This window comes from Actinokineospora diospyrosa, from assembly GCF_024171925.1.
Classification (GTDB): domain Bacteria; phylum Actinomycetota; class Actinomycetes; order Mycobacteriales; family Pseudonocardiaceae; genus Actinokineospora; species Actinokineospora diospyrosa.
The window spans coordinates 439,950-464,603 of record NZ_JAMTCO010000002.1 but is presented as its reverse complement, the minus strand read 5'-3'; the positions used below and the strand labels follow the sequence as shown (position 1 = coordinate 464,603).

The 24,654-nt window shown below is 71.8% G+C and carries 17 protein-coding genes; 7 read left to right on the top strand and 10 right to left on the bottom strand.

The genetic code is table 11. The features are described from left to right. The first annotated feature begins 16 nt into the window (after window positions 1–16). On the top strand, window positions 17–742 hold the full coding sequence (locus LV75_RS04570; RefSeq protein WP_253885339.1) for a sugar isomerase domain-containing protein: 726 nt from the start codon (window positions 17–19) through the stop codon (window positions 740–742). A gap of 96 nt (window positions 743–838) precedes the next feature. On the opposite strand, the gene LV75_RS04565 is transcribed toward LV75_RS04570, so the two are convergent. Further along, complete coding sequence (locus LV75_RS04565) at window positions 839–1,522, bottom strand: hypothetical protein (protein ID WP_253885338.1); 684 nt, start codon at window positions 1,520–1,522, stop codon at window positions 839–841. Further along, complete coding sequence (locus LV75_RS04560; RefSeq protein WP_253885337.1) at window positions 1,519–2,430, bottom strand: ABC transporter ATP-binding protein; 912 nt, start codon at window positions 2,428–2,430, stop codon at window positions 1,519–1,521. The genes LV75_RS04565 and LV75_RS04560 overlap by 4 nt, the downstream gene beginning before the upstream one ends. Window positions 2,431–2,577: 147 nt before the next feature. Between LV75_RS04560 and LV75_RS04555 the strand changes: the two genes are divergently transcribed. Then, window positions 2,578–3,735, top strand: a complete 1,158-nt coding sequence (locus tag LV75_RS04555) for a sensor histidine kinase (RefSeq protein WP_253885336.1) — start codon at window positions 2,578–2,580, stop codon at window positions 3,733–3,735. Further along, window positions 3,732–4,328 (top strand): response regulator transcription factor, encoded by a 597-nt coding sequence (locus LV75_RS04550; RefSeq protein WP_253885335.1) that lies wholly within the window; start codon window positions 3,732–3,734, stop codon window positions 4,326–4,328. Before LV75_RS04555 ends, LV75_RS04550 begins: the two co-directional genes overlap by 4 nt. Here LV75_RS04550 and LV75_RS04545 read toward each other — a convergent pair. Beyond that, complete coding sequence (locus LV75_RS04545) at window positions 4,281–6,155, bottom strand: ABC transporter ATP-binding protein (protein ID WP_301318710.1); 1,875 nt, start codon at window positions 6,153–6,155, stop codon at window positions 4,281–4,283. The two genes, LV75_RS04550 and LV75_RS04545, sit on opposite strands and share 48 nt — an antisense overlap. A gap of 167 nt (window positions 6,156–6,322) precedes the next feature. On the opposite strand from LV75_RS04545, the gene LV75_RS04540 reads away from it, so the two are divergent. After that, on the top strand, window positions 6,323–7,618 hold the full coding sequence (locus tag LV75_RS04540) for a glycosyltransferase 87 family protein (protein WP_253885333.1): 1,296 nt from the start codon (window positions 6,323–6,325) through the stop codon (window positions 7,616–7,618). Window positions 7,619–7,644: 26 nt separating this feature from the next. Here the strand turns inward: LV75_RS04540 and LV75_RS04535 are convergent, their stop codons facing one another. Beyond that, window positions 7,645–7,854 carry a helix-turn-helix domain-containing protein gene (locus LV75_RS04535; protein ID WP_092780245.1) on the bottom strand — a complete coding sequence of 70 codons (210 nt, stop codon included), beginning with the start codon at window positions 7,852–7,854 and terminating at the stop codon, window positions 7,645–7,647. Window positions 7,855–8,041: 187 nt separating this feature from the next. Continuing rightward, entirely contained in the window at window positions 8,042–9,670 is a 1,629-nt protein-coding gene (locus tag LV75_RS04530) for an ABC-F family ATP-binding cassette domain-containing protein (RefSeq protein ID WP_253885332.1), read from the bottom strand. A gap of 183 nt (window positions 9,671–9,853) precedes the next feature. Here LV75_RS04530 and LV75_RS04525 point away from each other — a divergent pair, with 183 nt between their 5' ends. Continuing rightward, on the top strand, window positions 9,854–10,624 hold the full coding sequence (locus LV75_RS04525; RefSeq protein ID WP_253885331.1) for an SDR family oxidoreductase: 771 nt from the start codon (window positions 9,854–9,856) through the stop codon (window positions 10,622–10,624). 184 nt (window positions 10,625–10,808) lie between these two features. On the opposite strand, the gene LV75_RS04520 is transcribed toward LV75_RS04525, so the two are convergent. The 4 genes from LV75_RS04520 to LV75_RS04505 form a co-directional block, all read right to left on the bottom strand. Further along, a complete protein-coding gene (locus tag LV75_RS04520; RefSeq protein WP_253885330.1) occupies window positions 10,809–11,072 on the bottom strand; it encodes a hypothetical protein in 264 nt (87 codons plus the stop codon). 44 nt (window positions 11,073–11,116) lie between these two features. Beyond that, window positions 11,117–11,785 carry an acVLRF1 family peptidyl-tRNA hydrolase gene (locus LV75_RS04515; protein WP_253885329.1) on the bottom strand — a complete coding sequence of 223 codons (669 nt, stop codon included), beginning with the start codon at window positions 11,783–11,785 and terminating at the stop codon, window positions 11,117–11,119. A gap of 1,098 nt (window positions 11,786–12,883) precedes the next feature. Further along, window positions 12,884–15,652, bottom strand: coding sequence for a S8 family serine peptidase (locus tag LV75_RS04510; protein ID WP_372504139.1), 2,769 nt, complete (start codon window positions 15,650–15,652; stop codon window positions 12,884–12,886). A gap of 235 nt (window positions 15,653–15,887) precedes the next feature. Continuing rightward, window positions 15,888–17,471 (bottom strand): deoxyguanosinetriphosphate triphosphohydrolase family protein, encoded by a 1,584-nt coding sequence (locus tag LV75_RS04505; RefSeq protein ID WP_253885328.1) that lies wholly within the window; start codon window positions 17,469–17,471, stop codon window positions 15,888–15,890. Window positions 17,472–17,906: 435 nt separating this feature from the next. On the opposite strand from LV75_RS04505, the gene LV75_RS04495 reads away from it, so the two are divergent. Beyond that, the gene (locus LV75_RS04495) at window positions 17,907–19,025 is read left to right on the top strand and encodes a lycopene cyclase family protein (protein ID WP_253885327.1); all 1,119 of its coding nucleotides are present in this window, start codon (window positions 17,907–17,909) and stop codon (window positions 19,023–19,025) included. Between the two features lie 108 nt (window positions 19,026–19,133). Further along, the gene (locus tag LV75_RS04490) at window positions 19,134–20,819 is read left to right on the top strand and encodes a GGDEF domain-containing protein (protein WP_253885326.1); all 1,686 of its coding nucleotides are present in this window, start codon (window positions 19,134–19,136) and stop codon (window positions 20,817–20,819) included. Between the two features lie 958 nt (window positions 20,820–21,777). On the opposite strand, the gene LV75_RS04485 is transcribed toward LV75_RS04490, so the two are convergent. Next, window positions 21,778–24,450 carry an AAA family ATPase gene (locus tag LV75_RS04485; protein WP_253885325.1) on the bottom strand — a complete coding sequence of 891 codons (2,673 nt, stop codon included), beginning with the start codon at window positions 24,448–24,450 and terminating at the stop codon, window positions 21,778–21,780. Window positions 24,451–24,654: the final 204 nt, after the last annotated feature.

The following is a 24,654-nucleotide window of genomic DNA, read 5'->3' as shown; positions in this document are numbered from 1 at the left end:
AGACAAAGGAGGCACCATGCCGGTAGACGTCTACGGCGACCAGGTCCTGTCGCACCTGGCCAGGGTCGGCGAGCACAACGCGGACGCCCTCGACGACGTGTCCGACCTCGTGCTCGCGGGCATCCGGGCCGACGGGCTGGTGCTGACCGCCGGGGCGGGGCACTCGCTGGCCGCGGTGGCCGAGACGTTCTTCCGCGCGGGCGGGCTCGCCAACGTGCGGCCGCTGTTCACCGAGGACCTGCAGGTCTTCGGTGGGGCGCGCCGGGCGACGGCGGCGGAGCGGCGGCCCGGTCTGGCCCGCTCGGTGTTCGGGCTGGTCACCCGCTCCGGGCACGAGGTGCTGTTCATCTTCTCCAACTCCGGGATCAACCACTACCCGGTGGAGTTGGCGCTGACCGCCCTGGAGGCCGGGGTCCCGGTGGTGGCGGTGACCTCGCCCGCGGCGTCGGCCGACACCCCGCCGCGGGCGGGCACCAAGTTGTCGCTCAACGCCACGATCATCCTGGACACGCTGACCGGCCCGGGGGACGTGAGCTACCCGGCGGAGTCCCCGGTCACCGCGTCGCTGTCCACTTTGAGCAACGCGTTCCTGTGGAACCAGGTGCTGGCCCGGGTGTTCGACAAGGCCACCGCGGCGGGGGTGGAGCTACCGCTGTGGCGCAGCTCCAACGTCGAGGGCGGCGACGCGGCGAACGCCGGTCTGCTGGAGCGCTTCGGCGACCGGGTCCCCCAGCTGGGTTAGCGGCGGTCAGGTGCTGTCCTTCGCGGGACAGCACCTGACCGGACAGCACCTGAACAGGACGGCGCTTGAGCAGGACGGCGCTTGATCGGACAGCGCCTAGTTCCGGCGGTCCCACTTGGCGTACCGCAGGCCGAGCAGTGCGGCCACGACGGTCCAGAGCACCATCGACGCGAGTGGCGGCAGCACCTCGCCGCCGCGGACCAACGTGGTGACGGCGCCGCCGGGGAGCGCGGCCACCCAGGGGCTCTGCGCCGACAGGGCCCAGATGGAGCCGCCGAGGGCGAGGAAGAAGAACGGCGCGGTGGTGATCTGGGCCGCCTCGGCCGAAGCGGTGAACGCGGCGGTGAGCAACCCGACCGCCGCGTTCACCGCCACACCCCCGGTGATGGCGATGACCAGCCCGGCCGGGTTCGCCGGAGCCGGGGCACCCGCGGCGAACGCGATGCCGGTCAGCAGCAGGCACTGGGCCAGCCCCAACAGCAGGCAGGGCGCCAGCACGCCCACGATGATCGCCAAGTCGGACAGCTCACCGGAGCGCAGCCGCTTGAGGGAGAGGTCCTGCCGCCGCGCGGCGAAGGTCGCGGTCGTGCTGACGTAGACGGTCAACCCTTGTGCTGTGACCAACTGCAACGACAACGCGAACGTCCAGTCGGGCTCACCGGTCGCGAAGAGGAACATGGCGCCTAGTGCCAACGGCAGCACCAACGCCATGGCGGCAGTGGTCTTGTTCCGCAGCAACTGGTTCAGCTCGGCGCGCGATAGGGCCAACACCGGGTTCATGCCGCCACCCCCTGGGCGTTGTGGAAAACCTCGGCGAGCGAGGCGTGACTCGCCCGCAGCCGGGCCAGTTGCAGATCACGGGCCGCTGCCCAACTGAGCAGGGCCGCTAGATCGTCCTGGAGAGCCCTAGTGCGGATCTCGACGCGACCCGCCGCGAACGCGGCAGGGTCAAGGGTGCCGACGAGCACCGGTAGATCTGCCGCGACAACCCCGGGCGGGACAACGAACGCGATGCGGGATGCCTCGCGTTCGAGCACGTCGACCAGGGTCCCGGTGACCGCGACCGCCCCGTCGTGCAGGATCGCGAGCCGGTGCGCGAGGTGTTCGGCTTCCTCGAGGTAGTGCGTGGTCAGCAGCACGGTGGTGCCGCGGGCGACCATGCCGCGCAGCAGGTCCCAGGTTCGCCGCCGCGACTCGGGGTCGAGGCCGGTGGTCGGTTCGTCGAGGAACAGCAGTTCCGGCTCACCCAGGGTGGCGACAGCGAGGTCGAGGCGCCTGCGCTCACCCCCGGAGAGCTTGCTCGTGCGGACGTCGGCGCGGCGCTCGAGACCGGCCTGGGCGAGCGCGGCGTCCACTTCGGATGGTCGGGAGGTGAGCGACCGCCACAGCCGCAGGGTCTCCAGCACGGTCAGCTCGGCACCCGGGCCGCTGTCCTGCAGCAGGACCCCGGTGCGCGGGCGGATCCGGGCCCGGTCGGCGTCCGGGCGCAAGCCGAACACCCGGACCGTGCCCTCGCTCGGCGCGCGGTGCCCCTCGAGGACCTCCAGCGCCGTCGTCTTCCCGGCGCCGTTGGTGCCCAGCAACGCGAACAGCTCCCCCTGAGCCACGTCGAGGTCGATGCCCCGCACGGCCTCGAACGCGCCGTGCCGGTAGCGCAGCCCGCGCACCTCGATGATTGGTTCCCTCATGGACCGAAGTGTGCGCCGGCATGGGTGCGCCCGGTAGGACTACCGGTCAGCGCTCGTCGGGTGATCCGCACGGCCACGGCGTGACAAATGTCAGCAGTCCGCCGCGCCCCCACCACGCTCGCCGCGCTTTCCCCCTACATTCACCCCGTGGACCGACTGGCGCACAACCTCCTCGACCGGGTCCGGCGCTACATCGTGGTCACCCTGGTGTTCACCGCGTCGATGACCGCGCTGGTCCTGTTGCTGGACCTGATGAGCCTGCGCTACGGCGGCACCACGACCGCGGTGCTGGTCCCGGCGGGGGTGCTCGGGCTCGTCCAGTACGTGCGGATCAGCGGGTTCAGCATGCCGGACCTGCGCACGGCCACCCGGCGGCGCGGGGAGGTCGCGGCGACGGTGGTGATCACGACGGCCGCGTGGTGGCTGGCGCAGTGGCAGGCACCGCTGGGCATCGGCTGGGCGCTGCCGTGCAGCATGGTGATCGGCGCGTACCTGCCGGTGGTCAGCGGCTGGTGGCGGTGGCCGCTGGCGGTGGCCAGCGGGCTGGCGGTCGGGCTGTCCGGCTACGGGGTGGAGCAGCTGTCGGGGCAACCGAGCGGCGCCGCTTCGGAGGCTTGGGTGCTGGTGCTGGCGTTGCTGGTGCCGTTCGTCTTGTTCTGCAACGTCCTGCAGGTGTGGCTGTGGTCCATGGTTCGCCAACTCGACAGCGCCCGTCGGGTCGCGGGCGAGCTCGCCGTGGCCGAGGAGCGCTTGCGGTTCGCCGCGGAACTACACGACATCCAGGGCCACCACCTCCAGGCGATCGCGCTTAAAGGCGAGCTGGCGGCGCGATTGATCGGGCACGACGACGAGGCTGCCCGAGTGCAGGCGACCGAGGTGGGCGAGTTGGCCAGGACCGCACTTAAAGAGACCCGCGCAGTCGTTCATGGCTACCGCAGGTCGAGTCTCTCCACGGAGATAGGCAACGCGGTCGACATCCTGCGCGCGGCAGGCATCAACGCGACTGTGCGCGGTAGCGCTACCGAGGTCCCGCCGCCGCTGCAGCCTTTGTTCGGGATCCTCGTGCGAGAAGGGACGACGAACATCCTCCGGCACAGTGCTGCGGCGGAGTGCTCATTGACCGTCGAGGTCGACGCGGGCCGGGTGCGGGTCGAGTTGACCAACGACGGCGTGGAGGAGCGCGACACCGAACCCGGGAGCGGCTTGCAGGGGCTGCGGGAGCGGTTCGCCGTGGTCGGCGGTTCCGTGCGGACCCACCGCGAGCCGGGCGGCTTCCACCTGGTCGGCGAGGCGGGGATCCCGTGATCCGGGTGGTACTGGCCGACGACGAGGACCTCATCCGCGGCGCGCTGGCGGCCCTGCTGGAGCTGGAACCGGACATCTCGGTCGTCGCCCAGGCCAGCGACGGGAACGCGGCGGTGGCCGCGGTCGCCACCCACCGCCCCGACATCGCCCTGCTGGACCTGGAGATGCCCGGCCGGGACGGGATCGCGGCCGCGGGGGCGATCGGCCCGGGCACCGCCGTGGTGATCGTGACCCGGCACGCCCGCCCCGGGGTGCTGCGCCGCGCGCTCGCCGCCGGGGTGCGCGGGTTCGTCCCCAAGACGACCCCGGCCGCCCGGCTCGCCGCGATCCTGCGCGACGTGCACGCGGGTGCCCGCTACGTCGACTCCGAGATCGCCGCGAGCGCGCTCACCGAGGACGCCTGCCCGTTGACCGCCCGCGAACTGGAGGTCTTGCGGCACACCAGGGCGGGCGGTTCGGTGCTCGACATCGCCACCGCCGTGCACCTGGCCCACGGGACGGTCCGCAACTACCTGTCCTCGGCGATGACGAAGCTGGGCGTCACCTCACGCCACGACGCCGCCCGCATCGCCTGGGAGGAGGGCTGGATCTGAGCGGGTGAACTGGGTGCGGTGCAGGTCGGCGTACCGGCCACCGGCGGCCAGCAGCGCGTCGTGGGTCCCGCGCTCGGTGATCTCGCCGTCCTCGACGACCAGGATCAGGTCAGCCGCGCGGATCGTCGACAGCCGGTGCGCGATCACCAGGGCCGTCCGGCCGCGCAGCGCGTCGGCGAGGGCCTCTTGGACCGCGACCTCCGACTCGGAGTCGAGGTGCGCGGTGGCCTCGTCGAGGATCACCACCGCGGGCTGGGCCAGCAGCAGCCGGGCGATGGTCAGCCGTTGGCGTTCACCGCCGGAGAGCCGGTAACCGCGCTCGCCGACCACGGTGTCCAGGCCGTCGGGCAGCGAGTCCACCACAGTGGACAGTCGGGACTGCTCGATCGCGGTCCGCACCTCGGCGTCGGTCGCGTCGGGCCGGGCGTAGCGCAGGTTGGCGAGGATGGTGTCGTGGAACAGGTGCCCGTCCTGGGTGACGACGCCGACCGCGGTACGCAAGTCGGCGAACGAGAGATCCCGCACGTCCACACCAGACAACTTCACTGCGCCGGACTCGACGTCGTAGAGCCGTGGGACCAAGCTGGCGATGGTGGACTTACCGGCGCCTGATGGCCCTACCAGCGCGATCATCTGCCCGGGTTCTGCACGGAAAGACACCCCGTGCAGCACCTCATGCCCACCGCGCCTATCGAGCACAGCGACGTCCTCCAGCGAGGCCAGCGACACCTTGTCCGCCGCCGGGTAACCGAACCGCACGTCGGCGAACTCAACCGACACCGGCCCCGTGGGGAGCGGCGTCGGATCCGCCTTCTGCGCGACCATTGGTTCCAGGTCGAGCACCTCGAAGACCCGTTCGAACGACACCAACGCCGTCATCACGTCCACCCGGACGTTCGCCAACGCGGTCAGCGGCGAGTAGAGCCGGGTCAGCAGCAGCGCCAGCGCCACGACCGTGCCCGGCGCGATGCGCCCCGTCAGCGCCAGATAGCCGCCCAGGCCGTAGACCAGCGCCTGCGCCAAGGCCGACACCAACTGCAGCCCGGTCATGAACCAACGGCTCGCCATGGCCGTGCGCACCCCGATGTCGCGCACCCGGGCGGCCCGCGCGCCGAACTCGGCCGACTCGGCGTCCGGCCGCCCGAACAGCTTCACCAGGGTCGCCCCCGGCGCGGAGAACCGCTCGGTCATCTGCGTGGTCATCGACGCGCTCAGCCCCGCCGACTCGCGCTGCAGGTCCGCCATCCGCCGCCCCATCCGCCGGGTCGGCAGCACGAACACCGGCAGCAGGACCAGCGCGAGCACGGTCACCTGCCAGGACAGCGTCAACATCACCCCGAGCGAGAGGATCAGCTGGATGAGGTTGCCGACCAGCCCGGACAGTGTCGAGGTGAAGGTCCGCTGGGCACCGATCACGTCGTTGTTGAGCCTGCTGACCAGCGCGCCAGTCCTGGTCCGGGTGAAGAACGCCACCGGCATCCGCTGCACGTGCGCGTAGACCGCGCACCGCAGGTCGTAGATCAGGCCCTCGCCCACGACCGACGACTGGGCGCGCTCGGCCAGCCCCAGCGCGGCGCCCACCACGGCGAGCGCCGCGATCAGCACGGCCAACCACACCACCGTGCCCACCGGCGCCCGGCCCACGATCGCGTCGACCACCCGACCGGCCAGCAGCGGGGTCGTCACGCCGAGCGCGGCGATCGCCACGGTCAACGCCAGGAACAGCGCCAGCCGGGGCCGGTGCCGCGCGCTGAACCGCCACACCCGCCGCACGGTCCCGCGGCGCACCCCCTTGGGCGCGTCGGCCGCCCGCACCGCCCCGGCCATCAACCTGCGCGGACTGTCCACGGTTCCCCCTCCCCACCATCCAGCACACCCAGCCGAGGACATCCAACGCCGTGGGTGGTCCAGACGTTCCCACCACGCCCCCGCGGCAGGGCCAATCGGGGGATCGGTAGCCTGGGTCCGACGCGAACTAGGAGGACGGCGGAGGAATGCAGGGCGCTCCCGCACGTCGTTCGCTCTCGCTGGACCTCGCCGTCTACGGCGGTTTCCTCGCCTTCGCCCTCGTCTCCGCGTTCGGCTCGGAGTTCTACGGCTACCGCGTGTGGGGCAACTTCGCCACCGCCGGTTACCTCGCCGCCCTGCTGCTCACCACGCGGATCGCGCTCACCGGGCGCGGTTCCCGCTGGCTGCCGGTGTGGGTGGTGACCGTGGTCGCGACCGTGGCGCCCTTGCTCTACCTGGCGTGGCGCCGCTCGCCGACGTTCACCTGGGGTCCGTGGCCGTGGTCGTTCCCGGCGCAGCCCGAGGTGTGGGTAATTGAGCGGTCGGCGCGGGCGCTGGTCACGCACGGCACCCCGTACCTGGACCTCAGCACGCTGGGCCGGGCACCGCACCCCGACGACTACACCCCTTACGGCCCGTCGATGACCGTCTTCGGGTTCCCGCGCGCGCTGCTGGGCGAGCACCCGCTGACCGACTCCCGGGTGGCGTTCCTGGTGGTCACCGCGGTCGCCCTGCTGCTGGCCTGGCGCGCGCTGGGCAGGCCGGACGTGCCGGTGCGGGCCGCGCACCTGGTGCTGGCCTGCCCGTTGACCGCGCTCACCCTCGCCGTGGCCGGGGACGACGTCGCGGTGATCGCGCTGGTCGTGCTGGCCACCGCGCTCGCCTACCGCGCCGGTCCCGCCACGCCGCTGTGGGCTGGCGCGCTCGGCGCGGTGGTGGTGACGATGAAGTTGACCGCGTTGCCCGCGGTGGCGGTGCTCGCCGTCGGGATCGCCGCCACCCGGGGGTGGCGGGCGCTGGGCGCGTTCACCGCCGCGCTCGCCGCGGTCGGTTCGGCCCTGGTGCTACCCGTGCTGCTGGCCGACCCGACGTCGTTCGTCGAGCACGTCATCAAGTTCCCGGTCGGCCTCGGCCAGGCGTCCTCGCCCGCGTCCAGTCCCCTGCCCGGGCACCTGGTCGCGGGGTTGGGTCCCGCCGGTCACGCCGCCGCTCTGGTCCTGTTGGGACTGGCCGCCGCCGCCACGACGACCTGGGTCCTGGTCCGTCCACCGAGGACGGCACGGGACGCGCTGACGCGCACCGCGGTCGGCCTCGGCCTGGCCATCCTGCTCGCGCCCGCGACCCGCTGGGGCTACTTGGTGTACCCCGTGGTGTTGGCGGGCGCCGCGATCGCCCTCGGCCTGGGCGGCCGGGGTGGACAGGTCCTGGTGGGAACCGGGGTGTCCGCACCGGCCGATGACTCCGGTGTGGACAGCCCGCCGGGCGGACCGCGCGCGGCCTGAGCCGCCGCCGCCGCGCCCCGGCGGGGTTACTTCTTCTTCGTCCGGGTCGCCCCGCCCCGCCCGCGCAGCGTCACACCCGACTCGGAGAGCACTCTGTGCACGAATCCATAGGAACGGCCGGTGCTTTCCGCGAGCGCCCTGATGCTGGCGCCCTTCTCGTACTTCTTCTTCAAGTCGGTGGCGAGCTTGTCGCGCAGGGCGCCGGTGATCCTGGCGCCTTTCTTGAGGTCAGCCACGTTGTCCGCCTTCCATCGCGAGTGGCTGGGGCCACGGGTGGCCCCCACCGCCGCAATGATCGAACACCGCCGCGCGAAATGCCAGACGAGACGAGCAAATGGTTGCCCGAACCGGTGATCACCGCCGATGCCGAAGGCGGGACTCAGCGTGATCTCTGAATACAAGATCCCAGCAAAACGGCCAATTTCAGGCGAGCTGAACGAGTTCGAGGTACTCCGCGGACCAGTGGTCCTCCGACCCGTCTGGGAGCAGGATCACCCGCTCGGGTTCCAACGCCTCGACCGCGCCGGGGTCGTGGGTGACCAGCACGACCGCCCCGCTGTAGCGGCGCAGCGCGTCGAGCACCTGCTCGCGGCTGGCCGGGTCGAGGTTGTTGGTCGGCTCGTCGAGCAGCAGCACGTTGGCGGCGCTGGAGACCAGCCCGGCCAGCGCGAGCCGGGTCTTCTCGCCGCCCGAGAGAGTTCCGGCGGGCTGGTCGAGCTGCTCACCGCTGAACAGGAACGTGCCGAGCAGCGACCGCAACTGCTGCTCACCGGTGTCGGGCGCGGCGTGCCGGATGTTGGACCACACGCTGGCGGCGTGGTCCAGCGTCTCGTGTTCCTGGGCGTAGTAGCCCAGCCGCAGCCCGTGCCCGGCGATGACCTCGCCCGAGTCGGCGGTCTCCATGCCGCCGAGCAACCGCAGCAGGGTGGTCTTGCCCGCGCCGTTGAGGCCGAGGATGACGACCCGCGACCCCTTGTCGATGGCCAGGTCGACGCCGGTGAAGATCTCCAGCGAGCCGTAGGACTTGCTCAACCCCTCGGCCAGCAGCGGGGTCTTGCCGCACGGGGCCGGTTCCGGGAAGCGGATCTTGGCGACCCGGTCGGACTGGCGGACCTCGTCCAGGCCCGCGACCAGCTTCTCGGCCCGCTTGATCATGTTCTGCGCGGCGACCGCCTTGGTGGCCTTGGCGCGCATCTTGTTGGCCTGGTCCATCAGGACCCCGGCCTTCTTCTCGGCGTTGGCCCGCTCGCGGCGGCGGCGCTTCTCGTCGGCGGCGCGCGCGTCGAGGTAGCGCTTCCAGCCCATGTTGTAGATGTCGACCTCGCCGCGCATGGCGTCGAGGAACCAGACCTTGTTGACCACGTCGCCGAGCAGCTCCACGTCGTGGCTGATGACCACCAGGCCGCCGCTGTGGCCCTTGAGGAACCCGCGCAGCCAGGTGATGGAGTCCGCGTCGAGGTGGTTGGTCGGCTCGTCGAGCAGCAGGATCGTGCCGGAGCCGCCGCCTGCGCCCGCCTCGGAGGCGGCGAACAGGATCCTGGCCAGCTCGACCCGGCGGCGCTGACCACCGGAGAGGGTGCTCAGCGGCTGGGTGAGGACCCGGTCGGCCAGGCCCAGGTTGGAGCAGATCCGCGCGGCCTCGCTCTCGGCGGCGTACCCGCCGAGCCCGGCGAAGCGCTCCTCCAGCCGCCCGTACTTGCGGACCGCCTTGTCCCGGACGGAGTCGTCGGCGTGCTCGGCCATGGCCGTCTGCGCCTTCTCCATCTCGCGCAGCAGCTCGTCGAGCCCGCGCGCGGAGAGCACCCGGTCCTTCGCGGTGACCGACAGGTCGCCCTCGCGCGGGTCCTGCGGCAGGTAGCCGAGCTCGCCGGTGCGGCGCAGGTCGCCGCCGTAGGGCTCGCCCTCGCCCGCCAGCACGCGCAGGGTGGTGGTCTTGCCCGCGCCGTTGCGGCCGACGAGCCCGATCCGGTCCCCCGCCTGGATGCGCAACGAGGCGTCGGAGAGCAGGATGCGCGAGCCCGCGCGCAGTTCGAGGTCAGTTGCGGTGATCAAGGCGAAGCTCCGTGGGTGGGGTGGTCGTGGGCAGGGGTGATCCGCTCGCGTGCCGTGACCCGCGAGCCCGCCTGCCCATCAGTCGATGAGCACAGCCCAGACTTCCTGCAACCCTGCGGCGAGAACCACGGGTCCAGTCTAACCGTGGCGCGCCACCCCGATTCCGCCGGCTACAGTCGGGTCATGGAGACCGCGGAGTTCACCGGCAAGGCCGCACTGGTCACCGGCGCGAGCAGGGGGATCGGCCTGGCCATCGCCACCGAGCTCGCCAGGCGGGGGGCGGCGGTGGCGATCAGCTCGCGCACCCAGGCCGACCTGGACCGGGCCGCCGAGTCGATCGCGGCCGAGGTGCCCGGCGCGCGGGTGCTGGCCGTGGCGGGCAACACCGGGGTGGGCGAGGACCGCGCCGAGGTCGTGGCCAGGACCGTGGCCGAGCTGGGCGGGCTGGACGTGCTGGTGAACAACACCGGCATCAACCCGGTGTACGGCCCGCTGATGGACGCCGACCTGGACGCGGTGCGCAAGGTCTTCGACACCAACGTGGTCGCGGCCCTGGGGTTCACCCAGCTGGCCTACCACGCGTGGCTGGCCGAGCACGGCGGCTCCGTGATCAACATCGCCTCGGTGGCCGGGCTGCGCTCGACCGGGGTGATCGGGGCGTACGGGGCGAGCAAGGCGGCCCTGGTGCGGCTCACCGAGGAGCTGGCGTGGCAACTGGGCCCGGGGATCCGGGTGAACGCGATCGCGCCGGGCGTGGTCAAGACGAGGTTCGCCACGGCCCTGTACGCCACCCGCGAAGAAGAAGCCGCGGCCGTCTACCCGATGAAACGCCTCGGCACCCCCCAGGACGTCGCCGACCTGGTCGCCTTCCTGGCCTCGCCGAACGCGTCCTGGATCACCGGCGAGACCATCCGCGTGGACGGCGGCCTGCTCGCGACCGGAACCCTGGGCTAGCCGCCCGGCGCCTGACTGCCGGGGTCTGACCACTCGGCGCCCAGCTGGATGGATCCAGCCCAAGGCAGGCCCGCCGGATCAAGACTCCGGGCACTCGGAGTCCAGCTGGCGGGTCTGCTGGGTGTGGCCCGCCGGGTCAGGCCCTGAAGGGCTGGGCGATGGTCTGGAACTGGTCCCCGGGGGTCTAGCTGGTGGGGGTCTGGGTGGTCGGCGTCGGCAGCGGGACGCTGGTCGGGGTTTGGCTGGGTGGGCTGTGCGGGCGCTGGCCGCGCGGCTGTGCGTCTCGCGGCATGGGCGGGCGGTCGTGCCGTGAGTGTCCGGGCCGGTCCGGCCCCGCGTCGTGGCCGATCGCGTACCCGACGATGCCACCGACGAGCAGCAGGACGGCCCCCGCGAGCCCCGCCACCACCAAGCTGACGCTCCGACCCGTCGCAGGTGTCTCTGTCACGCCCCCACTGTGCGCCACGAACCTGTGCGTCCGCTGTGAGCCCCTCAGGCGTCCCACACCACGATCTCCACCGCGAACACCCGCTCCCCCGCATCCTCCAAAACGGATCGGCGGGGTTCGGCCACATCCAACACCCGCTCCTGCGCGATCGCGAAGACCGCCTCAAGCCGCCGATCACCCCGCAACACCTCTACCGCCTGCCGATCACCCCCCACCACAACCGCGTCAAGCTCACCAATGCGCGGCAACAACACCTCCACAATGTCCTTCGCCGCCGCCTCTAGCGCCTGCCGCGCTTGCCCTTCCCTCCGCCTGGCGAACCGCTGCTGAGACCAGCCCCCTGCCGCACTACGCCCTTGCACGTGGTGACGGTCGGTTCGGGACAACAGGACCTTGCCAGGCTCCACCACTCCCAAGCTGTGGCCGCCGCGCCTTACGAGGATCAACCCAACCTTGCGTGGAACGGCGAGATGCTCGAGCAGAGGCTCTATGGCAAGCCCCGGCAGCTGTCCTGTTGCCACTAGAGGCGGAAAGGGCACCTTGACGCTCGCAGTCGCCCCATCGGCGGCGGTGCACACAACCTCAGTCTCCCCAAGCCGCGTCCCCACAACCCCACCATGCCGATCACCGAAGCGAGCGAACCACCCACCAACCCGCCCCACCTCAACCTCAACCGCCCGCCCTCCCCCCGGGACGGTCCAAGTCCTACTCATCGCCCACCTCCCCAACCTCTCCGTTTGTCCTCATCCCACCACGCCCCAGCCCCTGGACACTCAGACCCAGCGGTGCCACTGACCTTCCGTCAGGTCCGCCCCAACCCACAGTGCCAACCACTGGACACTCGGACCCGCCGGTGCCATCCCGTCCCCCGTCAGGTCCGCCCCAACCCACAGTGCCAACCACTGGACAGTCGGACCCGTCGGTGCCATCTCAGCCCGCTCTCGGCTGCCCTGCCAACCCAGCGCCTGGACAGTCGGACTCGCTGGTGCCAAATGCTCGATGGGGTGGACCTGTTTTGCGTGGGGGGACAACACCCGTAGCCTCGTTGGCGGCTGGCTGGGCCGGCTCTTTGGCCCCCAGCTTTTAGGCCCAGCACGGGTGTTGTAGGGGCCCCGCGCAAAACAGGTCCACCCCATCGAGCTCTTCGCATTGTCGCGGATCGGGCCCGAGGTTGCCGCCAGGCAACGAGGCGTCCGATCCCGGTGGCCGAGCTCGCCGCCAGGCGACGAGGCCGACCACCGGAGCCGAAGGCGGAGGCCCGAATCCCTTGCCCCGCACTCCCAACCACGGCTGACGTCAAGATCAACCTGATCGAAAGCCCCCAAATACACAGCCTACCGCCGCACCCCGACACACCGGCAGCAGCGAACGACGCCCTGTGGACAACAGAAGACGTTGTGGACAAACAACAACCAGCCCCGCAAGATCATCTGACGCAAGAGCCCCCGATACACAGCCTACCGGCGGGCACCTACAGAACGGCAGCAGCGACGGAAGCCTGTGGACAACCAGAACCGTTGTAGACAAACAACCCCCGCAGCCGACAACTCAAGATCAACCGTGCGAAAGACCCCCCAATACACAGCTTACCGAGACACACCAACAGAACAACAGCGCCGACCAGCGTCTGTGGACAACCAGGCCCATTGTGGATAACCAGAGCTCAGCAGCGATAGATCCGACACGAACACCGCCAACCGCAGCCACCACAAGCAACAACCCAAAGCAGCGGCAACGGCAAGAACACCATGAGGCACAACGGGCACGGCCGCCCGGCACATAGTGCCGAGCGGCCGTTCCACCCCCCTTGATCAGCCGCCAGGCGGCGGCGTCAAGTATCCGTTCACGTGCAGCGACACCGCCCGAATCGCACCGGCGTCACCGCCTGCGGCGTCTACTACCTTGTACGTCCACACGCCATCCGCTGCCACAGCTGCGAATCCGCTTAGCGCCGTCACCGGGCGCCAGGCTCCTGTGAACGGTGCGTTGGCCGAGGTCACCGTTGAGAACGCGGCGGTGGCGGAGTCGGCGAACACGACCTGGCAGAAGTTGTTGCCGCCGCCACCACTGCGGCTGTGCAGGGTCGCTACCGCACCGTTGGGCGCGGTTAGTGTCCCCACCAGGTCACCCACGAACGTGTGGTCCAGGCCCACGGTCGTGGCCCCGGTAGCGGTGCTGCAAGTGGCCCCGTCCACCGAGAACGTCACCCGTGACGCGCGGCCAACCCCGCTGACCGGGATCGAGACGCTGGCGCCGAGTGGGTTGTTGTCCGGGATGGCGACCGGCGCGCCGGAGTACGCGAAGTCCTGTGCCACCGGCGAAGGACGTCCGACGGAGAAGCTGAACGACGCTCGGGTCGGGGACGCGGCGGCCGCGAAGGTGACTCGGGCGTCGAGGACGACCGGGGTGCCGACCGGGTGGCTCAGCGGGACGCGGACGGTGAAGACGCGGCTGACGGTCTGTCCCTTCGGGATGGTGCCGTAGTTCTGCGACCGCGGGGTCACCACGACGTTGGCCGTCGGGGAGGTGAGGACCACGCTGGTCGAGACCGCGTCGGCGTCGCCGGTGTTGGCGACCGGGAGGGTCACCGAGACGGTGTCGCCCGGGTCGACCAGGTCGCCGCCGTCGGTGGGGGCGATGGTCGGGTTCTGGGCCAGGGCCCGCGGTTGCGGGCTGGCGCCGGTGTAGGCGAGCACCCGGTCGGCGAGGATGATCCCGGCGCCGGTGCGGCCGTCGAAGCCCGCCGGACCGAGGTCGAGCGCGGTGTTGACCAGCGCCTCCCGCACCTCCGCCGGGGCGATGCCCGGGTTGCCGGAGAGCACGAGGCCCGCGATCGCGGCGGCGTGCGGGGCCGCGGCCGAGGTGCCGAAGAACGGGTCGAAGCCGTCGACGCTGGTGAGGACGCCGTCGGCGGCGGTGATGTCGGGCTTGGCGCGGACCTCGCCGCCGGTGGAGCCGACGTTGCCGGGGGTGATCGGGGTGCCGTTGGCGTGGTAGAAGACCCGGCGGGGGCCGTCGGAGGAGAAGCGCTCCAGCGCGGAGCTCGCGCTGAACGAGCCCGGGTACGGGCCGCGCGGGTTGGCCGGGTCGCCCGGCTCCAGGTCGAAGGGCAGCGGACCGGCCGCGGGCGCGGCGGCGACGCTGAAGGCCTGCTTGGCCGCGGAGTGCCCGACGGTCACACCGGGGGTGTTGAACGCCTTGAGGCCGTCGGCGGAGTCGGTGAACCGGCCGCGCAGCGCCGAGAGCGACAGGTAGCGGTTCTCGCCGTGGAACTTCACGACCGCCAGCCGCAGGCCGGTGCCGCCGAAGGTCGGCGTCTGCAGGATCTCGTACGGGTCCTGCTCGCCGTCCTGCACGTCCTGGCTGAAGGTCACGACGTTGCCGGTGCGGTCGAACAGGTACAGGTCGTAGTCGTTGGCCGAGGCGCCCAACGGGTCCGACCAGTGCAGCGTCACCGGCACCTGCGCCGAGGACGCGTTGGAGATCGGCTGGAACACCTGCGTGGTGGCCGAGGGGTCCCAGTCGTGCGCGGTGCCCGCGAACTTGCCGACGATGCGGCCGGAGTCGCGGAAGTCGCCCTCCCAGTGGCCCGCGGTGCCGTCGGCGACGTTGCCCTCGTTGCCCGCGGAGGAGAAGTAGAGCGCGCCGTCGGCGGTGACGTCGTTGACCGCGCGGGCGATCAGGCCGTCCTGGAACGGCGACTCGACGAAGTAGAGCACGTCGTCGACGATGATGTCGCAGTGCAACTGCTGGCGCAGGGCGCGGATGTTGTCGGCGAAGCTGGCCTCGCTGTTGAACGCCGACGCGAAACCGAGCGCGGCGCCGGGGGCGAGGTCGTGCAGGATCTCCAGCATCGCGGTGCCCTCGTCGCCGTCGCCCTCCTGGGTGGGCAGCACGTCGACGGCGGGCAGCTCACCCGCGGCCTGGGAGGCGGCGAGGGAGTCGACACCGTCGGACAGGGCGCAGATCTTCACCCCGACGCCGGTGACCCCGAACTCGGCCCGGGCGGTGTCGGCGTTGTGCGCGCGGTCGCCCTCGCTGGTGACCAGCGCGGCCGAACCGCGCTGCGCGACGGCGGACTGGACGGCCGCGGCGACCCTGGCCTCCTTCTGCTCCTTGGTTTCCTGCCGCGCCGGGGCCTTGCTCGACCGGGCGGAGGCGGTGATGGCGCCGCTCGCGGTGTCGACCCGGCGCACGTCGGCGCGGCCGGAGATGCCGGTGAGGGCGGCGAAGGGCACGTCGGCGCGGATCTCGCCCAGACCGGTGGACACCGCGCGGATGCCCGCGCCGGACTTGGTCAGCGCGCCGAGCAGGTCGTCAGTGACCTTGTCGACACTGATGTCGACCAAGACGCTGCCGGTCGCGGAGAGCTTGACGCCGCTGCGCAGCTGCGGGAGGGCAGCCGCTGCGGCGCGGTCGGTGCGCAGCCGCTGCTCAACGGCGAGCTTGCTGTCCAATTTGGACTCGGCCTTGCTCTGGTTCTGCTTGAGCCGCTGCAGTGCGCTGATCTGGCGGGCCGCGGTGTCCTGCGCGGCGGGTTGCCCCGCGGGCAGGGCCTGCGCCGCGGCGGGCGTGGTCATGCCCGCGACGAGCGCGAGCGCCGACATCCCCGCGATCAAGCCGGTCGAGGCGCGTTTGGATAAGAACGAGCGATCGGACGAACGCACGGGTCCTCCCCCGCTAGTGCGTGCCCCGACCCACGCCGCCCAACGCCGGGAGTACTCCCGACCTGGTGAACGTATGGTTCACACCAACGAGGTGACATCTACCGTTCGAGTGATAGTCACCGTCCAGTTGTAACGCTCGGTATTTTTCTTACAGCACAAAAGCGTCCGACCAGAACTGTCCGGTCCGGCCGGACAACGCCTCCAGCAGGCTCGCCGCCTGGCCGTCGCCGAGCGAGGCGGCGAAGTCGATGACGGCCCGGCCGCGGGCGAGCGCGAGCACCGTCGCGGCGCCCTCGGGCCACTCCCCGGTCGCGCCGACCAGCGCCGCCGGGTTGTCCTGGGCCAACCGCCCGTACTCGACGCGGGCCAACTCGACCAGGTCGTGCAGCCTGCGCGGCAACCGGTCCGCCTCGTAGCGGTCGCCGAGCCACTGCTCCAGCGCCTCGACCAGTTTGGTCAGCAGCCGGGCCTGGCCGCGCTGGTGCAGCGCCAGGTCCGGGCGCAGCAGCACGAACCGGCGGTGCACGAACTTGAGCACCTGCACCTCGTGCCACTGCTGGGGTCCGAGCAGCACGTGCCCCGAGCGGGTCGGCGGGTCGGCCACCACGTGCACGCCCGCGACCAGTCGCGCGGTCCACCCGGAGGAGAACCGGCCGAAGGCCTGCTCGGCGGCGACGGACCCGTCGAAGGGCATGGACAGCAGGTCGTCCACCAGTTCCGCGCGCACCCGCGACACCGCGGCGGCGAACGCGTCGTCGTCGACCACCCAGGAGTCGCGCGCGTGCAGCCGCCTGCGCAGCCGCTCCAGCGACTGCCCCGGGCGGCGGCTCGCGTCCAGCTCATCGGCGTCGAGCTTGGCGAACTCGGCGCGGTCGGCCTCCCACAGGCCCAACTCGGCCGACACCGGCGCGTGCTGCAGGACGCCGATGCGGTGGAAGTCCTCCAGGTCGTGGATCGCGTAGGCGATGTCGTCGGCGTTGTCCATCACGGACGCCTCCACGGTCTGCTGCCACGGCGGCACCAGCCCGTCGAACACCGCGCGCGCCTGCCACAGGTCGTCGAGTTCGGTGACGTAGGCGGAGAACTTGCTCGACCCGGTCGCGGGCGAGTCCGGCGGCTCGGCGGCGCCGCGCGGCGGGTCGGCCATGTGCCGGGGGTGCTCGGCGGGGTGCGACAGCCTGGTCCACGGGTACTTCAGGGTCGCGGCGCGCACCGCGGCGGTGAGGTCGAGCCCGGCGGCGGCGGGCCCCCTGGTGTCGGTGGTGGTGATGATCCGGAAGCTCTGCGCGTTGCCCTCGAACCCGTCCGGCAGGCCGAACCGGTGCCGGGCGAGCCGGTCGAGGACCTGCTCGCCGAGGTGGCCGAACGGCGGGTGGCCCAGGTCGTGCGCGAGCGCGGCCGCCTCCACCACGTCGGGGTCGCACCCGCCGAGCCGGTCGAGCAGACCGGCCGAGGTGGCGTCGGCGGTCAGCCGCTCGGCGATCGCGCGGGCGATCTGGGCCACCTTGAGGCTGTGCGTGAGCCGGTTGTGCAGGACCCCGGACCCACCCGCGCTGACCACCTGGGTGACCCCGCCGAGCCGGGCGAAGAACGGCGAGGCGACGATCCGGTCCCGGTCGGCGCGGAACGGGTTGGTGGTCAGATCCCCGCTGCCCTTGACCCCGACACCCTGGCCCCCGACACCCTGGACCCCGTCGCGCCGCTCGACCCGGCGCCGGTGAAGATCGGACATGCCAGCGAGCCTAGGCCACCCGGCCCACCCCGACCCACTCCCCCGATGCGCCCCGGAAATGCCCCGCCACCAGCACAAACCCGACCGCGCGCTCCGCGCCCCGCCGGACCCCAGCCCCCACCCTCTCCGGGGGGCGTCCCCAGGCCCAGTCTACCAGCGGGGGCGGACAGTTGATCTTGACCGGGGAAGCGGGGAGGGTCTTCTGTGGATAACTTCTGTCGCTGGACCGGGTGAATCGGCAGCCGATCAAGATAACGGTGCCGGTCGGCGGAGAGGACCCGGAGCGGGCTGGACGGGGAGCCGGTGACCGGAGCAGCTCGCGCAGATGGGCAGGCACAGCGGCAGCCGTGCCAGGTCGAGCAGGTGGCCGCAGGTGATGGGCACGATCTCGTAGAAGTAGGTCGCCCGCGACGGCGAGCGGCGGAGAGGAGGGCCATGCGGCGGGTTGACGTGGTGGTCGTCGGGGGTGGGCCTGCGGGGTGGGCGATTGGGGACGCTTGCGCACGGGTCGGGCTGAGCACGGCGGTGGTCGCACCGGGCGGGAAGCGGGTGTGGCCCGCGACGTACGGGGTGTGGGTCGATCAATTGCCGGGGCGGTTCCCCGGGGCGGTGAGCACCCGGGTGTTCGGGAGCGGTCACGAGTTGGGCCGGGACTACGCGGTCTTGGACAACGCGGCGGTGTGCGCCGAGCTGTGGGCCGGGCCCGCGGTCGCGGTGGACGACGAGGCGGTGGGGGCCGAGTTCGGCCGACGCGGGGCGACGGTGCGGCTGGGCTCCGGTCGGCGGGTGGCGTGCGCGGTGGTGGTGGACGCGAGCGGGCCGCGGCGGGTGGTGTCCGGAGGACCCCTCCGGAGGATGTGCGTGGAGCAGACGGCCTACGGGGTTGTGGTGCCTTCGGCCGCCGCCGACGGGATTGTCCGATCGGGTGACGCGGTGCTGATGGACTGGGGGCGCCCGCCGACGTTCCTCTACGCCGTCGGGGTGTCGGCCGACCGGGTGTTGCTCGAGGAGACGTCGTTGGCGGCGCGCCCCGGGGTCGGGTGGGACGTTCTGCGGCGGCGGTTGCACCAGCGGTTGGGACGCGAGCCGGAGGCATTGGCCGTCGAGCGGGTGCGGTTCCCGGTAGACCTACCCGCGACCCCGTTGTGGCACCGGGGATCGATCCCGTTCGGCGCGGCGGCCGGGATGGTCCACCCGGCGACGGGCTACAGCGTGGGCGACGCGCTGACTCTCGCACCCGTTGTGGCCGAGGCGATCAGCGACGCGTGGCCGCGCGGCCCGGTCGCAGCGGCGGCGGCGGGGCGGGCGGCGGTGTGGTCGCCCCGCGCACGGGTGGTGCACAGCATGCGGATGCACGGCCTGCACGCACTGTTGGCTCTACCGCCAGATCGACTGCCGGAGTTCTTCGAGGCGTTCTTTACCCTGCCCCCTGACCTGCGGTGGGCTTACCTGAGCGGCCGGGAGGACGTCGCGGGGACGGCGGCCGCGATGGCCCGGGTGTTCCGCGGCGCCTCGTGGGAGATTCGCCGGAAATTGGTCCTATCGCGGTATTGACCACCGGGATGACCGGTGCTGAGCCAGGTTTCATTCTTCCGGGTACAGCTGGGTGAACAGATGGTGACCAACTATCACCTGAGCTGGTGGACCAGGCACGATGTCAGGGTGACCGTCGCGCCGGACGTCAGGTTCGCTTTCCAGCCGTTGCTCAGCACCCGTACCGGTGAGCCAATAGCCGTCGAGGCCCTGGCCCGACCGCGCACCGGCGACATCTACGACCTGCTCCGCGCCGCAGGCAAGGCGGGAAGGCTGGTGCAGACCGACATCTCGCTGGCCAGCCGCGCCGTGTTGGCGTCCGTGCGGCAGGACCCGCCACTGCCGTTGCACGTCAACATCGTCGCCGCCACCGCGACGGCCCCCGAGGAACTGCTGCGGTTCCTGCGCCCCGCGCTCAACCAGACCGGGCGCAAGCCGCGCGACATCGTCCTGGAGATCACCCCGCCGTTCAGCCGGGTGCACCGGGCCGAGCTGATCAACGGCCTCGGGGTGCTGCGGGAGGCGGGCTACGGGATCGCCTTCGACGCCATCGGGGACGGGGACCTGCCGCTGTCGCTGCTGACCGACGTCGGCCCGGACCTGATCAAGCTGGACGCGCACCTGATCGCCGGGCTGCCCGAGGACGCCGCGTGCCTGGCGGTGGTCGAGTGCCTGGCCCAGTACTGCACCCGCACCGGGACCCGGCTCGCCGCGGTGGGCGTGGAGTCCGAGGAGCAGCTGCTGTGCCTCAACCGCGTCGGGGTGCGGTTGGCGCAGGGGAACCTGCTCGCCGGGGCGAGCCAGGAGGGCGGGATAGCGCTGCCGCTGCCCCGGCCGGTCGCCGAGATCATCGAGCTCAACGCGACCACCGGCGCGGCGCCGATCCCGGTGGTGTCGGACTACCTGCGGCCCGCGACGACGATGGCGCAGGACGCGATCGCCGAGGAGGTCCGCGACACCTTCGCCGAGAGCCCGACGATCAGCGGCGTGGTGCTGGTCGACGTCGAGGGCAGACCGGTGAGCACGTTGCCGCGCAGCCGTTTCCTGCTCGCCGTCACCGGTCCCTACGGCCACGCCCTCAACGCCAAGAAGCCCGCGGTCCGCCACGGCGACATCCCGCGCACCATCCGCGCCGACGCGACCTGCCTGCAGCTGCTCGACCTGGTCGGCGACACCGACTGGGACCGCCACGGCGACGAGGTGGTCGTCGTCGACGCCGACCGCGTCTGCATCGGCGTCGTCCGCCTCTCCGAGGTCGTCCGCGGCGTCGCCGAGGCCAAGATCGAGCAGGCCGCCGCCCTCAACCCGCTGACCCGCCTGCCCGGCAGCGACGTCGTCGACCGCGACATCGACCGCCGCATCCACAACGCCGAGATGTTCGTCGTCGCCTGGCTCGACGTCGACTCGTTCAAACTCGTCAACGACACCGTGGGTTTCGCCGCGGGCGACGACCTGATCCGCCACATCGGGCGCGAACTCGCTGACGCTGAACGGGATCTGCCTAGCACGCGGGTAGCGCACGTTGGTGGGGACGACTTCCTGGTGGTCACCGATCTGGATGAGGTCAGCGCGCTGGCCGCGCGGCTGGTCGACCGGCAGTGGGTGACCGAGGGGATGTCGGTGAGCGTGTCACTGGCGTCGCTGGTGTGCGCGGTGGGATCGGTGGGGTCGTACCGGGAGGCATCGCGGTTGTTGGCGCCGTTGAAGAAGCGGGCCAAGGGGGTGCCTGGGTCGAGCTGGGTGCTGGGGCGGCCGGGGAGTGATCGGGTGGAGGTGTTGAGGGGGGTTCGGGGGGCTCATGCGCGGGTTGGGTGAGTTTCGCGCGTTGGGTGAGCTTGGCGCTGGTGTGGTGAGTTGTCCACAATGCTGTTGGTTGTCCACAGGCTCTGGTTGCTGCTGCCGGTTTGTCGGTGCGCATCGGTAGGCTGTATATCGGGGGCTCTTGTGGCAGATGATCTTGTGGGGCTGGTTGTTGGTTGTCCACAACGGTTCTGGGTGTCCACAGGGCGTTGGTCGCTGCTGCCGGATTGTCGGGGTGCGGCGGTAGGCTGTGTATTTGGGGGCTTTCGATCAGGTTGATCTTGGCGTAGGCCGTTGCTGGGAGTGCGGGGCAAGGGATTCGGGCCTCCGCCTTCGGCTCCGGTGGTCGGCCTCGTCGCCTGGCGGCGACCTCGGGCCCGATCCGCGACAATGCGAAAAGCTCGATGCGGTGGACCTGTTTTGCGCGGGGCCCCTACGACACCCGTGGCAGAACCGCAAAGCAGGGGCCCAAAAGCAGGCCCTGCCGCTGAACGACGCTACGGCTGCCGTCCCCCCACACAAAACAGGTCCACCCCATCGAGCATTTGGCACCAGCGAGTCCGACTGTCCAGGCGCTGGATTGGCAGGGCAGCCGAGAGCGGGGCTGGGTTGGCACCGGCCGTTCCGAGTGTCCAGGTGCTGGGTGGGTGAGTTGGGGCGGACCTGACGGCAGCCGAGTTGGCACCGCTAAGTCCGAATGTCCACGAGCTAGGCAGGTGGATTGGGGCGAACCCGACGGGGGCAGGCTGACACCGCCGGGTTCGAGTGTCCAGGGGTTGGCAGGGGTGGGTCGGCGGGTTGGGATGGCGGCGACTGGTCCGAGTGTCCAGGGGCCGGGTGGGTTGGGGCGGGAGCTGGCGGAAGTCCAGTTGGCACTGCTGGGGTTCGAGTGTTTAATGGTCGGCCGGGCAGGTGGGGCGGACCTGACGGGAGCCGGGGAGTTCCGGGGGCCAGTGGTCACCGGGCGAAGTGGCTATGTGGACAGTTCGGCGCGGTTGCGGATGCCTAGTTTGCGGTAGATGCGAGTCAAGTTGGCCTCCACCGCCTTCACCGACAAGTGCAGAGCCGTGGCGATCTGCCGGTTTGTGGCGCCCTCGCGCAGTTGTGCGACGATCTGGTGTTCCAGGTCGGTGAGTGGCGCGTCCTGGGTGTCCAGTTTGGACAGCTCGATCTCTGCTCGGTCGGACCAGGGGACGCAGCCCGCGGTGCTGAAGCGGCGGAGGGATTCGGTTAGGGCTTCTCGGGCGGCGGCTTTGCGGCGGGCGCGGCGTTCCAGGAGGCCTAGGGTGAACCAGGATTTGGCCAGTTCCAGGGGGTACGGGTGGGTTGGGGGCAGGCTGGAGCGCAGGGTGTCGGCGGCGCCCCTGGGGTCGCCTGCGGTGGCGGCGATCACGGCGGCGGCGCGGTCGAGGCCGAGCGTCACCACGGGTCTGCCCTGGGCGACTACGCGGGTGCGGGCGTCGCGCAGGACGGCTTCCGCTTGGTCGGGTTGTCCTGCCCAGGCAAGGGATTCCGCCAAGTCGGCGTCCACTAGGAACATTGCCGGGTCGGTGTAGCCGACTTCGCGCAGGGTGGCCAGGCAGCTGCCGAACAGGCGGGCGGCGGCCCGGTGTTCGCCGCGCAGGGCGGCGACGCGGGCTCGCAGGCCGCTGGCGTAGGCGGCCCATTCGGCGTCCCTGGCTTGTTCGTCGGCGCGTTCGGCCTGTTCGAGCAGGGTGGTCGCCTCGGTGAGGCTGCCGGTGTTGAGTTCGGCCACCGCGCGCAGGGTCAGGCCGATACCGGGGTTCTGGTCGACGTCCACGCGCAGGTGGGCGCCGCGCAGGGCGGTGCGGCGGGCGTCGGCGCAGCGGCCCGCGCGTTCGTAGGCGGAGGTGAGCGAGTACAGGACCATGATCAGGTCGCGGATGCGGCCCGCCGCCTCGGTTTCGTGGCGCAGGCGGTCGAGCATGTCGACGGCCTCGGTGGTGTCGCCGCGGCGCAGGCTGATCACCGCGAGGTAGACGCGGGCGTAGACCACCGGTTCCGACAGCGGCAGGCCCGCGGCGTGCCGGGTCAGCCTGCGGCACAGGTCGGTCTCGGTGTCGGGTCCGGACGCCGCGGCGAACGGGATGCGCATGATCAGCGACCGGATCAGCAGGGTCGGGTCGTCGGCGCGGGCGGCGAGCGCGTCGGCCTGGTCGAGGTGGACCAGGGCCTCGGCGGTGCGGCCGAGGTGGGTGGCGAGTTCGGCGCGGCGCAGCACCAGCGCGCAGCGCAGCCCCGGGTCCTCCCCCGCGTCGGCGGCGACCTCGTCGAGCAGCCCGGCGAAGGCCACGATGTCGCGCCCGGCCAGGTCGAACAGCAGCAGCCTGGCCCACGCCCTGGTCGGACCGACGGCGATGCGCACGACGGCGCGGCACAGGTCGGCGGCCGAAGCCGTCAACCCGGCCTCCGCAGCGGCGCGGGCGGCGCCGAGCAGGCGTTCGGCGCGGATGCTCGGCGCGGGCGTGCGGTGCGCGGCCAGCCGCAGCAGGTCGGCCGCGGTCGCGGGGGCGCCTCGGGTGGTGGCCAGCCGGGCCGCCTCCACCAGCTCCGCGGCGATCGACGCGTCCGGTCGGGGGGTGGCCAGCGCGCGGTGCCGCGCGCGTTCGATCGGGTCGGTGACCAGGGCGGCCATCCTGGCGTGCGCCGCGGTCCACTGCGCGGCCGTCGCCTCGGCGGCGACCACCTCGGCGACCAGCGCGTGGCTGAAGCGCAGCGCCCCGTCCTCGTCGGCGACCAGTACCCCCGCGGCCACCGCGGGGTCGAGCCCGGGGTCGCCCAGGGGCAGCAGGTCCAGCCCCGGTCGGACCGCGACGGTCACCAGCCTGAGCACGTCCCAGGCGGCCGCGGGCAGCGGCGCGAGCCGGGCGAGCACCAGGCCGCGCAGCTTGTCCGGCACCGGCAGCGGTTCGTCCACACCGACCGAACCGCCGTGCCGGGCCAGCGCGCGCCCCAGCTCCAGCGCGTAGAACGGGTTCCCGCCGCTGGCGGCGACGACGCGGCCGACCGTCGCCGACGACAGCGGGCGGACCAACCGGGTGCGCAGCAGCTCCGCGACCGACTCGGCGTCGATCCCGGTGACCTCCACCTCGACCACCGACGGGGCGAGGCCCGCGCAGGTGGGTGGCCCGTCGGTCCGCTCGGCGATCAGCACCCGCACCCGGTGCCCGGTCATCCTGCGCGCCGCGAACGCCAGCACCTCGGCGCTGGCCGGGTCGACCCACTGCGCGTCGTCGAGCACCAGCAGCACCGAGTGCCGTTCGGCGAGGCCGCGCAGCAGTTCGACCACCGCCAGCCGCAGCGCGAGCGGGTCGACCGGGTGCTCGGGCGCGGCGCGCAGCAGCGCGGTGTCCAGCGCGGCCCGCAGGTGCGCTGGCAGCTCGACCAGCGGCAGCACCTTGGCGAACAGGTCGTAGAGCGCGACGTGCGGCAGGTTCCGGTCGGCCGAGGCCGGTCCGGTCCGCAGCACCTGCTCGGCCCCGGCCTCGGCGACCAGCGAGTCGAGCAACAGGGATTTGCCGATCCCGGCGGGCCCGTGCAGCAGCACGCCACCGCCGTCGGCGAGCGCGCCCCGGCACCGGGCGATCACCTGTGCCCGGCCCAGTACCGGGGGGACGGTCGCCATACACAGAACTTACCCAACCCCGCGACGATCCGGCGAGACCGAAGTACGTCATCGGCGGAACTGGGACATGGCGCTCGCGCCGCGGAGCGGCTGGAGCACCAGCTCGGCGGCGGTGGTGGTGGTCACAAACAAGATCCTTATGTGCTGCAACCCCGGCCGGGGGACCCCGCGTGTTAGCGGTGGCAGGCGTTGATCATGGGCGCG